At 28.2% G+C, this 20,537-nt stretch carries 12 protein-coding genes; 7 read left to right on the top strand and 5 right to left on the bottom strand.

Annotation, left to right across the window (positions count from 1 at the left end):
• Window positions 1-19: 19 nt before the first annotated feature.
• The 3 genes from secG to smpB are packed head-to-tail and all read left to right on the top strand — an operon-like array spanning window position 20 to window position 3,700.
• A complete protein-coding gene (secG, locus tag CJF60_RS00890) occupies window positions 20-250 on the top strand; it encodes a preprotein translocase subunit SecG (RefSeq protein WP_084232560.1) in 231 nt (76 codons plus the stop codon).
• Between the two features lie 36 nt (window positions 251-286).
• Window positions 287-3,268, top strand: a complete 2,982-nt coding sequence (rnr, locus tag CJF60_RS00885) for a ribonuclease R (RefSeq protein WP_084232562.1) — start codon at window positions 287-289, stop codon at window positions 3,266-3,268.
• 3 nt (window positions 3,269-3,271) lie between these two features.
• Window positions 3,272-3,700, top strand: a complete 429-nt coding sequence (gene smpB / locus CJF60_RS00880) for an SsrA-binding protein (RefSeq protein ID WP_084232564.1) — start codon at window positions 3,272-3,274, stop codon at window positions 3,698-3,700.
• Between the two features lie 55 nt (window positions 3,701-3,755).
• Here smpB and CJF60_RS00875 read toward each other — a convergent pair whose 3' ends face one another.
• Window positions 3,756-4,508 carry a hypothetical protein gene (locus tag CJF60_RS00875; protein WP_084232566.1) on the bottom strand — a complete coding sequence of 251 codons (753 nt, stop codon included), beginning with the start codon at window positions 4,506-4,508 and terminating at the stop codon, window positions 3,756-3,758.
• Between the two features lie 38 nt (window positions 4,509-4,546).
• On the opposite strand from CJF60_RS00875, the gene CJF60_RS00870 reads away from it, so the two are divergent.
• Window positions 4,547-5,218, top strand: a complete 672-nt coding sequence (locus CJF60_RS00870; protein WP_084232567.1) for a 16S rRNA (uracil(1498)-N(3))-methyltransferase — start codon at window positions 4,547-4,549, stop codon at window positions 5,216-5,218.
• A gap of 35 nt (window positions 5,219-5,253) precedes the next feature.
• Here the strand turns inward: CJF60_RS00870 and CJF60_RS00865 are convergent, their stop codons facing one another.
• The 4 genes from CJF60_RS00865 to CJF60_RS00850 form a co-directional block, all read right to left on the bottom strand.
• Entirely contained in the window at window positions 5,254-9,279 is a 4,026-nt protein-coding gene (locus CJF60_RS00865; protein ID WP_084232568.1) for an autotransporter outer membrane beta-barrel domain-containing protein, read from the bottom strand.
• Between the two features lie 204 nt (window positions 9,280-9,483).
• Window positions 9,484-12,051 carry a hypothetical protein gene (locus CJF60_RS00860; protein WP_084232569.1) on the bottom strand — a complete coding sequence of 856 codons (2,568 nt, stop codon included), beginning with the start codon at window positions 12,049-12,051 and terminating at the stop codon, window positions 9,484-9,486.
• Window positions 12,052-12,714: 663 nt separating this feature from the next.
• Entirely contained in the window at window positions 12,715-14,379 is a 1,665-nt protein-coding gene (gene argS, locus CJF60_RS00855; protein ID WP_084232570.1) for an arginine--tRNA ligase, read from the bottom strand.
• Between the two features lie 144 nt (window positions 14,380-14,523).
• A complete protein-coding gene (locus CJF60_RS00850) occupies window positions 14,524-15,519 on the bottom strand; it encodes a hypothetical protein (RefSeq protein ID WP_084232571.1) in 996 nt (331 codons plus the stop codon).
• A gap of 273 nt (window positions 15,520-15,792) precedes the next feature.
• On the opposite strand from CJF60_RS00850, the gene CJF60_RS00845 reads away from it, so the two are divergent.
• The 3 genes from CJF60_RS00845 to CJF60_RS00835 all read left to right on the top strand — a co-directional run bounded on the left by CJF60_RS00845 (window position 15,793) and on the right by CJF60_RS00835 (window position 20,295).
• Entirely contained in the window at window positions 15,793-18,615 is a 2,823-nt protein-coding gene (locus CJF60_RS00845) for an MIP family Ig-specific serine endopeptidase (protein ID WP_084232572.1), read from the top strand.
• Between the two features lie 104 nt (window positions 18,616-18,719).
• Window positions 18,720-19,160, top strand: a complete 441-nt coding sequence (locus CJF60_RS00840; RefSeq protein WP_084232574.1) for a hypothetical protein — start codon at window positions 18,720-18,722, stop codon at window positions 19,158-19,160.
• Between the two features lie 58 nt (window positions 19,161-19,218).
• Window positions 19,219-20,295, top strand: coding sequence for a DNA cytosine methyltransferase (locus tag CJF60_RS00835; RefSeq protein ID WP_084232576.1), 1,077 nt, complete (start codon window positions 19,219-19,221; stop codon window positions 20,293-20,295).
• Window positions 20,296-20,537: the final 242 nt, after the last annotated feature.

The following is a 20,537-nucleotide window of genomic DNA, read 5'->3' as shown; positions in this document are numbered from 1 at the left end:
AACATCAAAAAGGAAAAAAATGACAGCAGTTTTAGTAATTTTAATACTACTAGGTTTAATCATTATTGTAATTTCTTTAATTATGTCGCCAGATAGTAATGGTTTTTCTGGAGCCTTAGTTGGTTCAGGAGACTTAGAATTATTCAAATTCTCAAAAGAACGTGGCTTTAAAAAATTTATTAAATATGCCATGATTATCACTGGAATAATTTTTATTATTTTAGGCATTGTAATTAGAATTTTCTTTTAAAAAAACAAGACAACAACCAAAAAAATTTAGGAAGCAATGAAACAAGAATCAAACACATTAAGAAATCAAATATTAGACTTTTTAATTAACAACTCACCAAAGGCATTCACTTTCTTAGAAATCGTTAAATCTCTAAGAACCTTAATAAGTGAAAATCACGCTGTATCTGACACACTAGCATCACTAGTTGAAGAAAAACAGATCATCCGTACTTTCGAAGATAAATTCGTTTATCTAGAAGTTATCAAAGTAGTTCAAGGAACTTTTAAATTATCACAACGAAGCTTTGGTTTTGTTGATGTCAGCGAGAACGAAAGTTATTTCGTTGCTCGTGAAAACTTTAATAATGCTTTAGACGATTATTTTGTCGAAGCAAATATTTATCGTGATACAAAAGATGAAAATAAAACTTTTGCAATCATCACGAAAAATATTGAAGAAAAAGAAACTTATTTAATCGGAACTATTGAAGAATTTAACAACATTAAATTCTTCAGTCCTTATAATTTTCAATATCGACCATACCGTATTTTCTGAGATCGCCGCTATGTCGATGCTATCGCTGACATTGTCCACGGTGACATTGTTAAAGCATTAGTAACTTCAGTTAATCGAGATCGTTTAGAATTAAAATTTATTAAAAAAATCAGTCAAGCTGATTTAGTACTTTCACCTGTAGATATTATTTTAGAAAAATATCAAGTTGATACTGCTTGACCAGCAAATGTAATTACTGAAAGCGACCAAATTGAAAAGGAAATTAATCCTGATGAGATTGAAAATCGTAAAGATTTAAGAGAACAATTAATTGTTACAATCGATGGTAATGACACTAAAGATTTTGATGATGCAATTATCGTCACACGTGAAGATAATTTATTCAAATTAGGAGTGCATATTGCTGATGTTAGTCACTATGTTAAAGAAGATAGTGCAATCGATTTAGAAGCATTAAAAAGGGGTACATCAATTTATTTACCTCATGCTGTAATTCCGATGTTACCCGAAAGTTTATCAAACGGCATTTGTTCGCTAAATCCCAATGTCGATCGTTTCACTATGTCTGCTGAAATTTGAGTAGATCAAAACGGAGAAGTAGTTAAAAGTGAAATTTTTGAATCAGTTATTAATAGTAAACATCGTTTAACTTATGAAAAAGTGAATGAATATTACAAAGCTAAAACAGAAAATACTTTAGAAGAATTTAAATCACAAACACCTTCATTCAATGATGAATTAATGGCTATGCTTGATGATGCTTTAGCATTATCTGAAGTTTTAAAAGCTAAAAAACTACGTGATGGTTTTATCGAATTAGAAATTGAAGAAGCTAAAGTAATTTTAGATCATGAAGGTTACACTAAAGAAATTAAAGTTAATAAACGTGGTTTAAGTGAAGTTTTAATTGAAAACTTCATGGTTTTAGCAAATGAAGTTGTTGCAACTGAATTTGAAAAACGTAAATTACCAGGAATTTTTAGAATTCATGAAGCACCTGATTTTGATTCATTACAAAATCTTGGAGCAACTTTAAAAATTTTAGGTATTGATGTAGCAGTGCCTCAAAGCGTTGACCCAAGACAACTTGCAAAAGTTATTGAATCAATTAAAGAAAAAAGTCATTTTGACAATTTTCTAAAATTAATGATTCTTAGAACCATGCAAAAAGCGATTTATTCAGATGTTAATCGAGGGCATTTTGGTCTAGCTTCAAAAGCATATAGCCACTTTACAAGTCCAATTCGCCGTTATCCTGACTTAATTTTACATCGCATGATTAGAAGAATGATCTTGACAGATAAAAATAAGGAAAATGTTGAACATTTTCACCAAATTTTATCTTCAGTCGCAAAACAATCAAGTGAACAAGAGCAAAATGCAGTCACAATTGAGCGTGCTGTTAATGATATTAAAAAGGCTGAATTTTATAAACGTAATATTGGTGTAACTTTAAGAGCACAAATCGTTTCTATTTTAAATTTTGGACTATTTGTTGAATTTGAAGATACTGTTTCAGCAATGATTCATATTTCAAACTTAATGGGTGATGAATACAAAGTTAACGAAAACAAATTACAAATTAGTGGACATCATAACAGTTTAAAAGTTGGTGACATAGTTGAAGTTATCGTTGTTAAAGTTGATGAAAAACTAGGGAAAGTTGATGCTGTTTTAGCAAAAGACTATGATGCCTATCTAGAAAAAGAACGTTTATTTAAAGAAAAACGTACTAACGATCGCTCAAAAGGTGGCGTGAATCAAAAATTTCTAGATCGCAAAAAAATCGATAATCAGCAACGTGATGAAAGAATTCGCCGTGAATCTTATTCAGAACGACCACGTTTTAATTCTGATTCAAGAAGACCTTATGCAAATAATCATTCAAGCGACAATCGCCGTTTTGAAAGAAATGACCGCAGTGAACGACCTAGCAGAAATAATTATTCTAATGATCGCTATGGACAACAAACTCGCAGTTTTAATCCAGATTATCGACCTCGTACTAATGATTCGTATCAACCTAGAGAAAGCCGTAATAACTATTCAACACCTAGAGAAAATGGTTATAGAAATAATAATTATGGTGATAAACCTAGAAGTTTTAATCGTGAACCTAATCAATATAATTCATACAGAAATAATGATGATAGACCACGTTCAAACTATGGAAGAAGTGATCAAGAAAGACCACGAACTTATGAAAAACGTGAGCCTTATTCACCAAGACCAACTTACAATAATAATGTAAGTTCGCCACGATCTTCATTTAATCGAACAAGTACTTTCGATAAAGCACCAGTGCGTGATAGTTATACAAGAACTAGTTCTTTTGATAATGGCTTTAATAATGAATATAAGCCCCGTTTTAGCGACAATTCTTATCAAAACAGAAAAACATATGGCGATAAAAATAAATACGCTGATAATCGCTTTAAACGTGAAGAAAAAGGTAGAGAAGAAGCTAGACCTTATAAAAAAAGAAGTAATTCTTTCTGAAGCGATAAGGATAACGATTAACAAATGAAAGTCATTGCTAGTAATAAATTTGCACGCAGTGATTATGAAATTCTTGATACTTATGAAGCAGGCATTGAACTGCTTGGTTGAGAAGTAAAATCAATTAGGGCAGGCAATATTAATTTAAAAAATTCATATTGCACTTTTAAAGATAATGAATTATTTTTAACTAATGCTTTTGTGAGTCAATACATGTTGGTTGAAGCAAATGAAACAAGAAGCCGTAAACTTTTACTTCATAAAAATCAACTTAGAAGAATTCAAACAAAAATTGAAACACAAGGTTTAACCATGATTCCTTTAAAAATTTATTTTACTAAACGTAGTTTAATTAAACTAGAAATAGCAACTGTTAAAGGAATTAAAAAACATGATAAACGCAGAGTTTTAAAAGAACTTGAATTAGCAAAAGAAGTGCAAAAATATCGTTAATAAAAAAGCAAATCAGCATCACTTTTAGATGCTGATTTTTACATATTTTTTTAGGTTAGATTTTTAAGTTTTTATTATTTTCTAATTCAATAATTTCAGTGCCAATTAAGTCTGTATCATCAGGATGAATTGTGCTCATGATTTTTGTTTTATTAAAAAATTGTTCATCAATATTTTTACGATTCACTTTCTCATCAGGGTAAATTAAATTACGACTTAAATATAAACTTTCCATGTGTAATGATTCAGCTTTAAATTTAAAAGGTGAAAATAAAAAGATCTGCACAAACGATAAAATAATTAAGAAAATATTTCACGCTAGAAATAAATATATAAATCAGAAAGTACTTTCTACTTTTGCAAATGAATAAAATAATAATGACATTGAAAACGCTGCACGAAGGTGTTTAAAAATTTGATAGTAAAATCCAATTGAACAAATATTAATTGAATGTTTAGGATACATTTTTATTTTTTTACCTAGCAATAAATCTCTATGTCTTAGCTTTCTAAAAATATAAAGTCTAATTTCTTTAAAAGTAAATTTACGTATTTTGATGTCAATTATGATCATCATAAAAAGTGTTGAAACGCCCGTAATTAGGGCAATTACGATCGCTAATGTCTTGACATTTTCATCACCTTCTCTGTTACTAATAAAGTATCAAGCTCCGACTGCTAAAAAAATGGTTATTAAAATAAAGGCTACTAAAATGATTAACATACCTTTAATAAAATCATTGCTAATATTAAAATTGAAGTTTAATCTTTTTTTCTTTTTGTCTTGTTCGGGGTAATTATTTCTCATCTCTTAATTTTAGTTTAAAATTTAAATGTAGGTGAAAAATGAATAGATTTTTTGTAGATAAAAAAACTGATAATTTGTTCATCATTAATGATGAACAGTATAATCATTTAAAAGTAATTCGAGCATTAGAAAAAGAATTTATAGTTGTTTTTGAAAGCAGATTTTATAAGGTAAAATTGGTTGATAAAAAGCATGCAGAAATTATTGAAGAATTAAATTTAAATCATGAATATGATCAAGAAGTAGTTTTAGCAGTTGGTTTAATTGATTGAAATAGATTTGAATTTATTTTAGAAAAAGCAACCGAATTAGGAGCAACTAAAATCATTCCTTTTACTTCTAATTTTACTAATTTTAATGAGCAAAATTTTGAACGTAAAAAAGCAAGATTTATGAAGATAATTAAAGCTGCTGCTCAACAATCTTTTCGCAATCAATTACCTATTTTAAATGATGTAATTAAGTATGAAAATTTATTTAAAAATAACCACTTAAAAAATATTTATTTGGCTCATAGTGACTTAAATGATAGTCAAAATAAAATAACTAGTTTTGATCAAAATTGCTTATTAATAGTTGGTCCTGAAGGTGGCTTTAATAATTCAGAAATTGATTTTGCTCTTAATAATAATGCAAAAATAATTTCGCTTGGTAAAACTATTTTAAGGGCAGAAACTGCCGCTTTAAAAATGTTAGCGCTTGTAAAATAGCAAATAAAAAACAGCCTTTTTAGGGCTGTTTAATTTTATTCTAAGAAGTAAATTTTTTCAATTCCAACTCGAGCAGTTACTTTGCCTTTGGCATCAACATCATTAACATCTTTTAAGAAGTTTCATGATGTTTCAGGTGCTCATGAACGATATTTACTTTCTGCGTTTGTATCGTATTCATGTTTACCTTTTCAGTATCAAACTCTGAATTGAACTAGATCTCTTTTGACATTTGTAGTTAAAAACATCATGTAAGTAACATCTTTAACTGAATCATAGAATCCAATTGGAATTTGGTCAACGTTTAAAGCATCTGCAGTTAAAACTTTTAAATTTGTAATTGTACCGATTTCACTTCCTGAAGGATAAACAACAACTTTATTTAAGTTAGTTGGTAAAGTTACACCTGAATTGAACTTGTTATCAGGGTCACTAATAACGGCTCATTTAGCATCCTTTTTAGTAGATCAGTAATTCATTTGATCAATTGATTTTAATGATGTACTTTGCTCGTAATAGATTTTTCCATTAACTGATGGATTAACAATATCAAAAGTCAATAACAATAAATCTTGAGGTGTATCGCTATTAGTGATTAAATCTGTACCTACGAAGTTTAAGGTTGATCAGTTCAATGTATCAGGCGCATCCATGATTTTCATTGATTGATTTGCTCACATTAAATTATTGTTTGAAGTTGTTCAAACAATTTGGTAAGCAATAATTACACTTTTAGCTTCAGTTTCTGAATTTTCTTTAACTTTTAAATAAATTGTGTCAACAATTTTATTTGCTTGAACTTCACGTTTGCTTGTTCAAGTTTGGTTATAGTTTTCAGCTGATGTATTAATATCTGTATATTTACTTGTTAATGAAGCAAATCCAGGGGTGTAAACTTGATTTACATCGTTATAGCGATGTTGAATTTTCATTTTTAATAATTCAAGATTTTGTCCTTCTAAAAAGACACTTGGGTTATTAACATCACTTGAGATAGCATTATTATTTAAATTATTAATTACTAAATCAACACCTAAGAAGTTTGAATCATGAACTTGATTATTTGTATTAACTGTTAAATCATCTTTAATAATTTTTACTCTGAAGCGAATTTCACCTTTAATAGGATCCATACCTGCAATATCAACATTGGTTTTATAACCTTGTTTTAATAAGTAACCTTCTAAAGCAGGAACTTTGAATGAAGTTCATTCACCGATTAAAGCTAAACGACCTTCGATGGTTGATTCTTGTAGTGCTTTAATTGCTTCATTGAAACTTAAATTATTAATAGCACTAGCAGTTTGTTTGTAATTTGCATAGGCTTCTTTAACATATTTAGCTCTTGATTTTAAGTTTTTAAAGGTTATATAAACTTTTGAACTATAAATTCCGCTTCCGATGTTGTTGTATCCACTATAACTATAGAAAACTGTTAAAGCATAAACAACTGTACCATCAAAATCACTGGTTTTGTCGGCTGTAGGTTCTTTAACTCAAGTTAAAGAAACATCAGTTGGTAAAGCACTTAAATTTTCTTGTACAAGTTCTTTTAAACTAGCAACACCTGATAAATTTAAATTAACTTCACTAGGTAAAACATTAGCAAAACTTGAACTATCTTTAATAGTTAAAGTTGGTGGTAATAGTTTTAAGAATTTTTCACCGTGATTAACATCTTGTTCACTTGCTAGTTGGTTTAAAATAAAGGTTTTACTTGCATAATTAGCTGAAGGGATGTTTGAATTATTAACGATTCTTCCATCTTTAGCAAGAGCAATTGTGAATTTTAAAACTCCGTTTTGATTACTTTTTTCAACAACATTAAAAACAAGTGTGTAACCACTAGGGATAGTCATATTGAATTTACTTGAAGCATTTAATAACTCATTTAAGTTAGTAAAGTTTTTTTGAATTGGCTGTAAAATCTCATCTACGCCATTTGCTAAAATTTGTTTTGAAACAACTGCTGTTAAGTTAGTGCTGTGTGAAGTTAAAGCATTATAGAAAGTTTTAACTGCACTAGATTGTGATGAATCAACTACTGAAGTTTGTGAACTTCTAGTTGCAAAATTATTGATAAAAATGCTTTTTCCAAAAGTATTTGAATTAACACGACCACTGATATCGTAAGTATTAACGCCGTTTGAAATTCTTAAATTTAAAGTAACACCACGAGTAGTTGTGTTAAATGATGAATAATTTAAATTAACTTCTAATTTATAACCACTAGGTAAATTAGGTAATTTAGTTGTTAATAAACTATTTAAATATGTGTAGGCATCATTTTTATATTGTGCTTGTAAAAATGATTTTAACTCATCAACTGTTAAGGCTTTACCTGTTGAATTTAATGTATAAGCCACATTATTTTTTAAATTTGTATAAAATGAAGTAACTGTTGGTTCAACTTTAGAAAGAATTGAATTATCAACTTCATGTTGTGAAGAACTTACTTTGCTAAAACCTGTAAATGTGACATTAGAGCCTGCAAAACTAGTTGTTAAATTACCTGAAGTATCATATAAATTAGCGTTATTAGTTGCTACTGAACTAAAGACTGTTACTTTGAATGTTAAAGTTCCGTTTGCATCGTTTGCACTTAAAGAATTAGCAACAATTCTTGCTTGTAAACCTGTTGCTAAAGTAGGTAAACTAATTGAGGTTAAATTATTTAAAGCTGAATAAATATTAGTTGTGCTTCCTAATGATTTTAACTCTTCTAATACAAAACCTGCTCTGTTTGAAGGATTACTTGTGCTAAAGGTTTTGTTATTAATTGCTGCATAAAAAGCAGTTGCACTTTGTTTTAATAAAGTATCATTAGGATTTGAAGGAGTAGTTGTAGCGCCACCACCTGTTGTTCCTCCTGGTAATCCTGGAGTAACGGTTGTTGGTGCAGCAAGTTGTGAAATTGTCATTAACTTACCAGTGTAGTTTCTATTTACTAAACCAGTTGTGTCGTAATAATCACTACCTTTTTTCAGTCTTAAAACTAAAACTACACTGCGTGAATTATTATTAGCAGTTGATAAGTTACGATTAATTTCTAAAGTGAAACCACTAGGTAAAGCAGCCACTTGTGTTGTTAAGAAATTATTTAAATTAGATGGTGTGACACTTGTTAATGCTTTTAACTCGTTTAAATAGTCATTGGCTGTTAAAGTGCTTTTGCTTGTGCTAGCTCGATTTGTTGAAGCTAGATTAGCATATCAAGTTTTAACTAAAGCAATATTAGGATCGACTGGTTCTGGATTAGTGTTATTTGAATTAGTTTTAAAGCCACTAACACTCATAGTTGTACCTTCATATGAAGCCTGCACATTACCTGCTGTGTTATATCTAAAGCCAGCGATATCTAATGCTAATTTAAACGTTAAAGTTCCTGTAACATCATTTGTAGTAACTGAATCAGCTACGATTGTAATTGATGATTTATTAGGAAGAGCAATAATTGATTGATTAAAGAAGATATTATATGAAACTTCATATTTGGCTGTGCCACTTTTAAAATATGTATTAACAAAATCACTAGCGCTGGTTAAGCCAGCGTAAGCACTTGTTAATGTTAAACTTGTTGGTAATGAATTATAAAAAGTCTGCGCTTGTTGCTTTTCAGTTGCATCAGTTTTTAAACCATTAATCACAAAAGTTGCTTTTGAAGTTACATTATTAATTGTCACTTCAGCATCAACAGTTACTGATGAAGATTGTTCACTCGGTTGATAAACCTTGATAATCTTATTGACAGTTACTTGCTTAATAGTTTCTTCACTAAGATCACTTGTAAAGTTTTTAAAACTTGAAAGAAAATCACTAGCTGGCAAAGCATTTAGTTGATTGTAAATATCTTTAGCACTAAGAGTTTTTGAAACTGCATTTGCTTCATAAGAGCGTGAAATCGTTTGCGCTGTGATGATTGATAAATTCGGAGGTGTACCAGGAGGATTAGGATCTGCTGGGTTTCCGTTATTTGAACAAGCAATCACAGTAGCCGAAATAGCCGCTACTGAAGTAAGAGCAGAAATAAATAATCATGACTTTCGATTTAATTTTTTCATATATCTCCTTAAAAAAACAAATCACTTACATGCAAAATATATACCAATTTCAAAAAAAACGGGTTAAATAGTTGATTTTGGACTATTTTTCCTGCTTTTAGGATAAATATGCTTTTGCTTGGTATTATCGTAATTTATTTTTTTTGTAAAAAATCGAACTTATATAAAACACCAACAATTAGATTAATTGTTGGCATTAAATTTTTATTTTGCAGTTAGCTCTGTAACTCTAATTTGAATTATTGTTTCGTAGAAGCTGTTTGCATCATCTTCTTTTTGTTTATATGAAACTTTTAAATTTAATAGCCCAGTAGTTAGACCACTTGTTCCAGGACCTGATGGTAATAATGATTCAAAAGTTACTGTTTTAACAGAGTTTTCGATATCAAATTTTGCTAGTAATGCATCTAGAACGCTTGCTTGATCTTCTGGCAATTGTGCTTTAAACTCATCCATTGAAGATTTATCTTTCATTGCATCATTGATTTCAGCAATTGAAGTATTTTCTTTAGATTTTAAAGTAGTTCCTTCATCTGTAGCAGCTTTTAATGAAGCTTGCTCAGTAGTTAATTTAGAAATAATTGCTTCTGTAAGTTGAACTTTTGCAGCGAATTCTTGATTTTCTTTTTTCAGAGTTTCAATTTCTTCATCTGTATAGAATCCAGTAATTGTTAATTCAACATCTTGAGTATTTGATGCACCTACTAAGTTAACTGTTACAGTTGCTTTAACAACTTTGACAGTTGTAGTAGTAACTGCTGGTGTTTCTTCTTGTGGAGTTGTGCTTGAAGTTGAACCATCACCTGAACCTATTCCTGAAGAAGTACCATCTCCTTCTGAACCTACTGTTGATCCACTTGTGGTGTCTCCTGATCCTGTTGTTCCAGCATCTGAACCATCTGCATTACCTGCAGTTGTTCCACCTTCTGAACTAGTAGTTGCATCTCCTGATCCTTCTGTGTTACCTGTAGTTGCACCATCTGTTGAACCAGTTGAATTTGTTCCAGTGTCTGCTCCACCTGTAGTTCCTGTAGAAGCAGAAGAATCTGAAGTTGTTTGTTCTTCAACTTTTAAAACAATGCTTACTGATGTTGCTTCATCTAATTTTGCTTTAATTTCTGTTTCGTTTGTCACGAATTCGTAAATAAAGTCAATGTTTGGATTAGGTGTTGCAGCAAAAGTTGTTGCTGTAAATTTAGTTGCACGATCTTTATCGTAAGTTAAAGTTTTATCTTTAAGTGCATCAACAATTTCTTTTAATTTAGCATCTTGTTCAGAACTAATTGCACCTAATTCTTCAGTTGTGTATAGGCCTTTAATTTTTAGGCTTACAGTTTTAGCACTTGTTGAGCCTTCTTTATTAATAGTGAAACTTGCAGTAACTTCAGTGTTATTTCCTTCAACTGCTTTTAGAGTTAAGTTAGCACCTAATTCTAGATCTGCTAATTCAGGTGTTAATAATGCTTGTGATTCAGAATTTAATAAACTTCTTAGTTTTTCAAGAGTTAAAGTATTATCTGCTACTAAAGTTGCAACTGTATAGTTAGTTGTTCCACCTTTAGCATATGTTAAATCTAGAGCATCTAGTTTTGTAACTTTTGCTTCTAATTCAACATCAACTTCAGTCTTAGCAGCTTCTGTTGGGAAGTTGTTAATTAAAGTTTCAACAGTTTGAGGTGTTGTTGCATTATCTCTAGTAATTGTTGTACTTAATTTAACAGTTGTACCATCAACTGTTGCTTCAATACTTGAAACTGTAACTGAATCAAATGCTGTAGTAACTTTTGTATAGTTATCGTTTTGTAAAACGACTGATTTTAAGTATTCTAATTTTTCAGCTGTTGTAGTTTTTGTTTCTAATGTAGTTTTAAATATTGTTGCAGTTGTATTTACTTCTAATCCTGAATTATAAGAAAGTGCTACACCTGTTAATTCATTTTTTAAATCAAGTAATTGTTTATCAATTACTTTAGGATCTGTTTCAGCTGCAAAACCACTTACAGTTGTTGAAATAGTTCTATCTGCCACTTCTGCAGTAGCATTTTCCTTATTAATAACTGTTGAAATTACAACATTATTTCCACTCATTGTTGCAGTTAAAGAAACTACAGTTGCTTTTGCTAATTCAGTTTCAAATGTAGTTAAATTAGCATTTGCTGTTGAAGCTGCTTTTAATACTGCTAATTTTGCACTGTTATCTGCAGCTCCATTAAAGTCTGTTAAAAACTTGTTAGCAGTTTGGGTTGAAACTGCTGTTAGAGTAACATTTGCAAGTGCTGCTTTAATTGCTGTTAATTCTCTATTTGCTTTTTGGCTAGCTGTTTCTTCTGCTGAAACTTTCAATCCATTTACTGTTACAACTGCCGAGTTCTTAGCATCATTTAATTGAAAACTTAATGTAACTTTTACTTGGTTAGCATTTGTTGAATCAACTGCTGCATTTAGAGCAACTGTTACACCTGAAGTATTAAGTGCTGTTTTTAAATCACTATTAAATTGCGCCTTTGTAGCATCGTTTAATAATGCAGAAACTGAGTCAATTTTTTGAGTAATCGATTGTGTTGCACTAATTCCATTAATAGCAGCTACAAATTCAGCAGCAGTTTTATCTCCTTTTGCTGTTACAGTTTTATTATCGACAGAAACTTTAATGTCAGCAATAATTGTTAAATCTGATCTTTTAGGGTCTGTTTGTCCACAAGAAATGGCAACCGCCGCTACAGAAACAGACATTATTCCTGCTAAAGGTAATAAAAATTTAATTTTCTTCATATTTTATATATCTCCTAGTGTCCTTAAAATTTGCATAATAAGGCTTATTTTTACATTATAATTTTACCAGTTTTTTAAAATTAGTCTATATTTTTAATTGTTCTAATTTTTTTTACAAACTTTTAAAATTTCATGTTCGTTATTATTTCAGGTCTTCTTACAACTGTTATCAGCGAACTTAATCCTGGAATAACTTTTAAATATTACCTTATTTTTCAAAAAAACCTGCTTTTTTTAATTTCCCAGATTTTTTTGCAAAATTTTATTTTATCTGCTTAGTCTGAGTTAACTATTTAATCTTACTAATAAAAAATCTTATTAGATTACTTACAAATAACCTGATTAAATGAATATTAGTAGTAAATTCTAGATGCTTTAGCCAAAAACACTAGCTAGAAGTTCATAAAATTTAAAATAAAAGAGCCACTAGGACTCTTTTACCTGAACGCATGCACCGTGCATGTCAGCCCGTTCCACACTTGAGAACATACTAGTTAGACAGTTTTAAAAACTCTATCTCATATCTTATGCCTTTAGCAACTTCTATCACGGCAACGGGGCAATACTGATGTGATAGCTTTAACACTAATGTGGGGGATTAATTTGCATACATAAATATTACTTATTAATAGATTAATTATATTTTAAGATAATTAATTTTACCTATTTTTGCATCTTATTAGGTGAAGAAATACCGATTAGATCAAAACTTAATTTCAAAATTGTTTGTGTTGCTTTTACTAATGCTAATTTAGAAATTTGATTGTTTGAACCAATAATTTTTTCTTCTGCATAAAAAGCATTAAAAGCATTTTTTAGATCAATTAAATAAGGAATAATTAAGTTAACTTTATAAGTTCTTACAATCAAATCAAAGATGTTTTTAAATTCATTTAAAAACATAATTAACTGTCTTTCTTTATCGTTAGTTAATTGACTAGAAGTAACATTTTTAAGAGTTGCTTTTTCTAATAATGAGACAGTTCTTACATAAGCATATTGCACTGAATAAACAGGGTTATCTTGGCTTGCTTCATTTGCTTTATTTAAATCAAAATCCATTTTTGTATTTAAATCACGAGCGATCATATATCAGCGTAAAGCATCAACTGTTGAATAAGTTAACATCTCTCTAAGGAATAAACCTGTACCTGCTCTTTTTGACATTTTAAATTCAGCACCATCTTTAATTAATCTTACAAGCTGAATAATTTCAATATCATAATTAGAAGAATCATAACCTAAAATATCAATGGCAATTTTGACACGTTTAACATAACCACCATGATCAGCACCTCAATATGCGACCAACTTATCAACGTTTTGAAATTTTTTATTATGGTAAGCAATGTCTGGTAAAAAGTAAGTAAAAGTTCCGTCTTTTTTAATTAAGACACGATCTTTATCATCACCAAAAGCAGTTGTTTTTAAAAATAAGGCACCATCTTTTTCATAAGTATGTTTTTTAATTTTAGCCATTGCATCTTCAATTGGTTTACCATATAAAGTTTTTTCACTGAAAAATAAATCATGCTTAATATTAAAAAGTTGCATGTCTTTCTTAATTTCATTTAAAGCAATTTCTGTAACTAAATTTTTAAATTCAGGATCAGTATAAAAATCATCTTTTTGATTTAAAAATTTATCGTGATATTTATCTTTAATTACTTTTGCAAATTCAATAATGTCTTCACCTTTATAAGATTCTTCAGGTAAAGTTATTTCTTTTCCAAATAATTCTAAATATCTTAAATAAGTACTTTGACTAACAATATCAATTTGATTACCTGCATCATTAACATAATATTCTCTGATTAAATCGTGTCCTGCATGGATTAAAAAATTATTTAATGTGTCTGCATAAATTGCACCACGTGCATGACCAAAATGTAAAAAACCAGTTGGATTAACTGAAACAAATTCATCATTAATTTTCAATTTATGCTCAGCTGAATCTTTTAAATAATTTGTTCCTTGTTGATTAATTAAATTTACAATATCAATTAAAACTTGATCATTAAAAATGAAATTTAAAAATCCAGGAGAGGTTACTAAAACTTCTTTTATTAAATTAGATTCTTCCAAATATGTTTTCATTTTATTAGCTAAATTTAAAGGATTAGTTTTAAAATTTTTAGCATTAACTAAAGCAGCATTAGAACTAAAATGATAAAACTTTTTTTCTAAATTTAAGTTATCAGGAATCTTGGTTTCACCGATAAAAAAGTCATTTATTTTAATTTCTGAATCTGATTCAAAATTAGATTCTTTCATTATTTTATTTAAAATTTCAAGAGTTAAATTTTTAAGTTGTGTTTGTAAATTCATATCTTTTATTTTAACAATAAAAAACGATTTTGAATTAATGATTCAATTAATTTATTTAAGTATTTTTCATTGGTTTTGATCTCATCTAAATAATTAAAAAACTTAGAAAGTAAATCTCTCTAAGTTTTAATTTAATTCTTATAATTAATTTTTTGGATTAAAAATTATTTCTCATTCATTAAAATCAAATTCTGTCAATTTAGTTTTTTCAATTGGAATCATGAATGAATTTAATCTTCCAGATTTATCAATCTCAACTGCTAAAGTAACAGCAAAACTTTCACCATCATTTGTTTCAGGTTTACCACCAGTTTTTAAAGTTAACTTTTTATTTGTAACATCAATTTCATAATCTTTTAAATCAATACCACCATCTAATCTAGAAACTGCTTCGCCATGATTTAAAATTGTTTTATGAAAATCTTTTATAAATAGGTAGTTATATTTTTTAAAATCTAATTTTGATTTGATAACATCAAAATTAAATGTGTTTGATCATGGCATATATCTTTCTTTAAAATAAGCAACTTCATCTTTGACATTTTCAAGTTCACTTTCAGGTGTTATCGCTTTATAATAATTTTGATATTTAAGTTGCTCTTCATCAGTTAATCTTAATGCCTTTTTTAATTCATCATCACTTTTAATTAAACTGATTGATTTTTGATAATCCTCAAATCTTTCTTGCATTGCTTTATCAACTACATAAAAATCTCTTTTTAATCATTCATGTTTAGAAAGTTTTTTGTAATCTCATTTTGCTTTGATTGCAAAATATTGGAAGAGCAATTCATCATTAAAAGCTTTTGCATCTTCACTAGTTTGAGCACCTTGACCAGTGATCACTGATCCATTTGCTTTAACAATTGGAACACCTAAATAAACTAAAGATCTTTCATCTGTAATTGCTCATTTAAAATCGCTAAAAGTGTAATCTTTAAAACCATATGTGTTTAGTTGCACATATGGTTTATCGCCTTCTTCAGTTTTTTTCTCATAAACTGCAGCTTGTTTTCAAATAGTTGATGATTGTTGACTACATGAAATAAAAGTTGCAACTGTTGCAGCACTAGTTAGTGCTGTTAAAGCAAGAAAAAGATGTTTTCATTTTTTATTGCTTCTAGTTTTTGAACGGAACATAAAATCCTACTTTCTCATAAATTGTTGAAAAGATTAACCTTTTCATTTTTAATTATAGCAGTCAAGATTTAGTTGGTTATTATTAGGAGTAAAATCTGTTTAAAAATGAAAAATTTTTCAGTTTTATTTCATAAATAAAAAATAAATTTTCCAAATTTTTTTTGCTTAAAAACTAGTTATTTGCTTTTATCATAATTTTTTTATAGTGGATATAAAAAAATTAAAAGATTGCACTTAAATAGATTTTTTAGCCAATGTGTTATACTGAATATCATGAATAAAAAATTATTATTAAAAATGACTACTCTTAGTCTTTTCCCCTTGGCATCAGCTGTTCTGGTTGCTTGTGCTAACGAACCAAAACCAGAACCTGTAAATAAAGATAAAGATGAAGCAATTGCTTGGTATAAGGAAATCAGTGCAACTAATAATGCTTCAACTACAATTAAAATAAATACTGCAACTTCAATTACAACAATTGATGCAAATTCTTTTGCAACAAAATTAAAAGTTGCACCTGAAGATTTTACTGTTAATTTTTCAATTGTGGCTAATTCTGCAAATGATACTGATGGAACTTTAAAAGTAAAAGTTGTTCTAGCAAAAGCAAGCAACTTTTTTAATATAGATGGTGAAACTAAAACTTCAGTTTCTGAAGCAACTGGTAAAGAAATAACTTTAAGTGGCTTTAAAAAAGTTGACTTATCAACTTTAAATGCTGATCAAAAAACAGCCGTTGAATGATATAAAAAAGTTAGTGAAACTAATAGTGCATCTGCAACTATTAGTGCTAGTTTAGCTTCATCAATTTCAACTATTAATGCAACTTCTTTCGTAACTAGTTTAACAAATACGCCTATTGGTTTTAAAGTAGATTTAAAAGTTGTGAATCAATCTGCAAATGATCAAGAAGGTACTTTAAAAGTAAAAGTTGTTTTATCAAAAGGAAGCGATTTTTACAATCAAGATGGAACAACTAAAACAACTTTTGATCAAGCACATGGTAAAGAAATAACTTTAAGTGGTTTTAAAAAAGAAGTTAAACAAGATGATTTAAGAACTCAGTTAAGTGACTTACTTCAAAAAACAAATATATTTTTAGTAAAATTACACGAAGCAAAAGCAACTGATATTTTTGATGATTTAACATTTAATAATTTAGGTGAACTGAAAAAATATGTTTATGAATCTAATTCTATTTTAGATTCTAAATTTAAAATTACAAATGTTAATATGACATCAATTGATTTTAATAAATTAACTTTTAAGTTTAATTTAGAAGATTATGCTGATCAATACGTAATTAATTTAACAGGTTTTTTAGTTAATGATAAAACAAGTGCAACTGATAATTTAACTGCTGAACAAGTTAAATTATATTTAAAGTTAAACACCTTATTTAGTTTAGATTATAAAATAAGCGATAAATTTAATAATACTTATCAAGGTAAAAATAATGAACTTTTAGTTTTTTTAAAATCTAAATTTCCTGCTTTTAATGAATCTGTAAATAAAATAACTAATGCTACTTTAAGTTTAGAATCTTATACAGTTAAAAGCGAAAGATTAGTTAAAGCAAAATTAAAATTAACTGAAGCTAATAATAGTGTAAGTTATGATTTTGATTTTGAATTTGATAAAGATCAAGCAAATCCATTTGACCCTAATAACCCTGGAAATCCTCCAAATTTGCCTCCTAATTTTCCACCAACTACAGGTAACAAATTAGAATTACCACCTGCTGCAACTGCGACATCAGCTTTATTGACAGAGGCAGAAGTAAGACAAAATATTTTTGATAAAACTTTTGCGATTACTTTTTCTGCTTCTTCAAATGAAGATCCTAATTCTTTAGTTTACAACTATCCAGTTGGTACTGCATGATTATTAGATTATGCAAAACATGATAGAGAAACCAATAAATACACTTTATTTTTAGCAACAAATGCACACGTTGCTGAAAGGGCATATAATGCTTTTCCTGATAATTCAGTTGAAGCAAAACAAAAATATAGTGAATTATTTTATGAGCAAAATGCAAACATGAAGTGAAAAGGTATTGCTTTAGGAGTTGCTGATAAATCTAAAATGGAATTTAAAAATGATAATAAAGACATCAGTAATCAAGTTAAATTTGTAACAAATGTTACTTATTCAGGTGCAGATACTACTAGATATCAAGATATTGGTGATACAGGAATTACAAAGTTAAATACTATTTTTGTTGCTGCTAATTTCCTAGATGAAACATCTAATAGTGCGCTAGAAACTGCAGTAAATGAGCCTAATGGATATATAAAAGATTTTGCAGTTGTCTCTGTTACAGTTGATTTATCAGTACTTGAAAAAACAGAAGGTAATCCAAAATTACTAGCTGCACATATTAAAAAAGCAATGGAAACTCTTGATAAAGAAATTGCTAAATATAAAGGCGAAACTGATATTCCAAACCTATATAACAAAAACCTACCTTTTGTAGATGTTGACCAAGCAAGTATTTATTTAAAAAGTGTTAATGCTAAAAATACTATCAGTGATAAATATAATTCAGTTTTATCTCATTCATATCCTAATACTAGAAAAATTTATATTTCAGGTTATCCAAGTAACGAAAATATTCAAAGATACATGCAAAATAATCCCCAAGATTCTGATGAAGGAATGTTTAACTTTAGAAGTTTTACAAATGGATCAGAAGTTAATTTTTTAGGTAAAAAATATGCAGGTATTTATACCAATGCTTGATTAGATAATTCTAGTTTATATTATGGTTCATCAGGTTCTTTAGCTGTTAATGAATACGGTTTAATTAACGGAATTTATTCAGTGGTATCTGCTAGCGTGAATATTAATGATGTATCTAAAAAAGGTGGCTTTACTTATTTAGTTCAAGCAGGCGATATTCATTATGAACCTTATTCAGGTAAAGGTGCAATTGTTTATGCACATAATTTAATCGATGGAACTAATAAAGATCTTTATCCTAAGCAAACTAAATCATATCGACAAAACTTACAATATTTAATTAAACAAAAAGCCATGACAGGTTTTAGTAAAACAGCTCTTTTTGATAAATTAACTGAAGAAAATAATTAAATGTAATTTAATTAATTTAGCTTAATTTAATTAAAAAAATTAAGCTAAAAACATCTCTTTAAAATTAATTAAAACTGCAAGGTTTTAATTATAATTATTTGAAGATGAATAATAAAAAATTAACAAATCAACCTTACATAAAAAAGTTTTTTAATAAAACTTTTTTCTTTATTCTTTTTGGATTAATCGGTTTAGAAATTTTATTATTCATAATTTTATATTTTTCTTTTGTATCAGCAAGTGTAAAACTAGATGTTATTTCACATATCTATTTTGGAATCTTTGTAGTTTTATTATTACCAAGTATTTTTTATTACATTAGTTTTAAAGCAGTTAGCACTAAAAATTTTCGACAGAAACATAATCGTGAAGTTAAAATCAAAAGTACTGATAAGCGTTTAATAGATAGGTTTTATATTAATGCAGAACATAATTTTAATAATTATCGTCAAGCCTTAATTAGAGCAAATTATTGATATGCAGCAGTTATTATTTTACCAGTTATAGTTGCCTTAATAATTGCAATTGTTTTTGCACTAATTTAAAAAGTTTTTAAAATAATTTATTTCAAAAAATTATTTTATTGAAAAAGGAGTTATTTTTATGAACAATAATTTATCTAAATTAGATGATCATAAAAATAATAATAACTCTAATTATTTAAATGTAGTTAGCCTATTTTCATGTGCAGGTGGAATGGATTTAGGTTTTCGTGGTGGCTTTGAATATCTAGGTGAATTTTATAAAAACAATAACTATAATTTAATTTTTGCAAACGATATTTTTGAAAAAGCTGCAGATGTTTATGAAGCAAATTTTAATCATATAGTTGAAAGAAAAGATATTGCTGATTTAGATTTAAATAATGATTTACCTAATTTAAAAGTTGATGTTGTATTAGGTGGTTTTCCTTGTCAAACTTTTTCTTATTCAGGAAAAAGAGAAGGTATAAGTGATAAAAGAGGACAACTATATTTACAAATGATCAGAGTAGTTGAGCATTATCAACCTAAGATCTTTATCGCTGAAAATGTTGATGGAATCAGAAATGCTAAGAAAAATATTAATGGTGAAAACATTGATAAATCTGCTTTAGAAATCATTATTGATGAGTTTAAAAAGCATGGTTATGATGTTAAATATAAAGTTTTAAATGCTGCAGATTATGGCGTTCCACAAAATCGTAAACGTGTCATAATTATTGGTTTAAGAAATGATTTAGGAAAAATTGATGATTCATTTTTTCCTAAAATAAGTCATGATCAAACAGGTGAATTAACAGGTAATAAATGACTAACTGCTAAAGATGCAATTGATGATTTATGAAATAAAATTGATGATCCATCAATTTTTAATCATACAAGTAAAGACATTTCAAGAGCTAAATTTTATCCCAATAAAAAGATGCAAGGTAATAACAGGATTTATGAAAATAAACCTGCTCCTACGATTAGAGCAGAACATCATGGTAATATTGAAGCACATTATAAAACCTATTTAAAAGATTCTGATGATGTGAGTGGCTGAAGGCGTTTAAGTGTTCGTGAATGTGCACGTTTGCAGTCTTTTCCTGATTCATTTAATTTTAATATAAGTGCTTCATCTGCTTATAAAGCAATCGGTAATGCAGTGCCACCTTTATTAGCTTGACATCTAGCAAGAAGTGTTTTTCTAGCATAAGAAAAACTAGAATTAACTGAAAATAAAATAGTTGATTAACCTAATAAATTAATTGTTTATAAAACAATAAATCTTGATGATTTTTATGTATGAATGTATTAATTTAGTAAATTTTCTAGATTACAAATTGTATTAATCTTATTTTTTTAATAATTTTGAAATAATTTGAAATTGTTACAAATACAAAATATCTCATGTGAAGTTTATTTTTACCAAACATTTACTTTAATCATTAAAGAATT

The sequence above is a fragment of the Mycoplasmopsis agassizii genome, from assembly GCF_002272945.1.
In the GTDB taxonomy this organism is placed as follows: Bacteria; Bacillota_I; Bacilli_A; order Mycoplasmatales; family Metamycoplasmataceae; genus Mycoplasmopsis_B; species Mycoplasmopsis_B agassizii.
The sequence above is the reverse complement of the archived record's forward strand: the minus strand, read 5'-3'. Positions and strand labels throughout refer to the sequence as shown.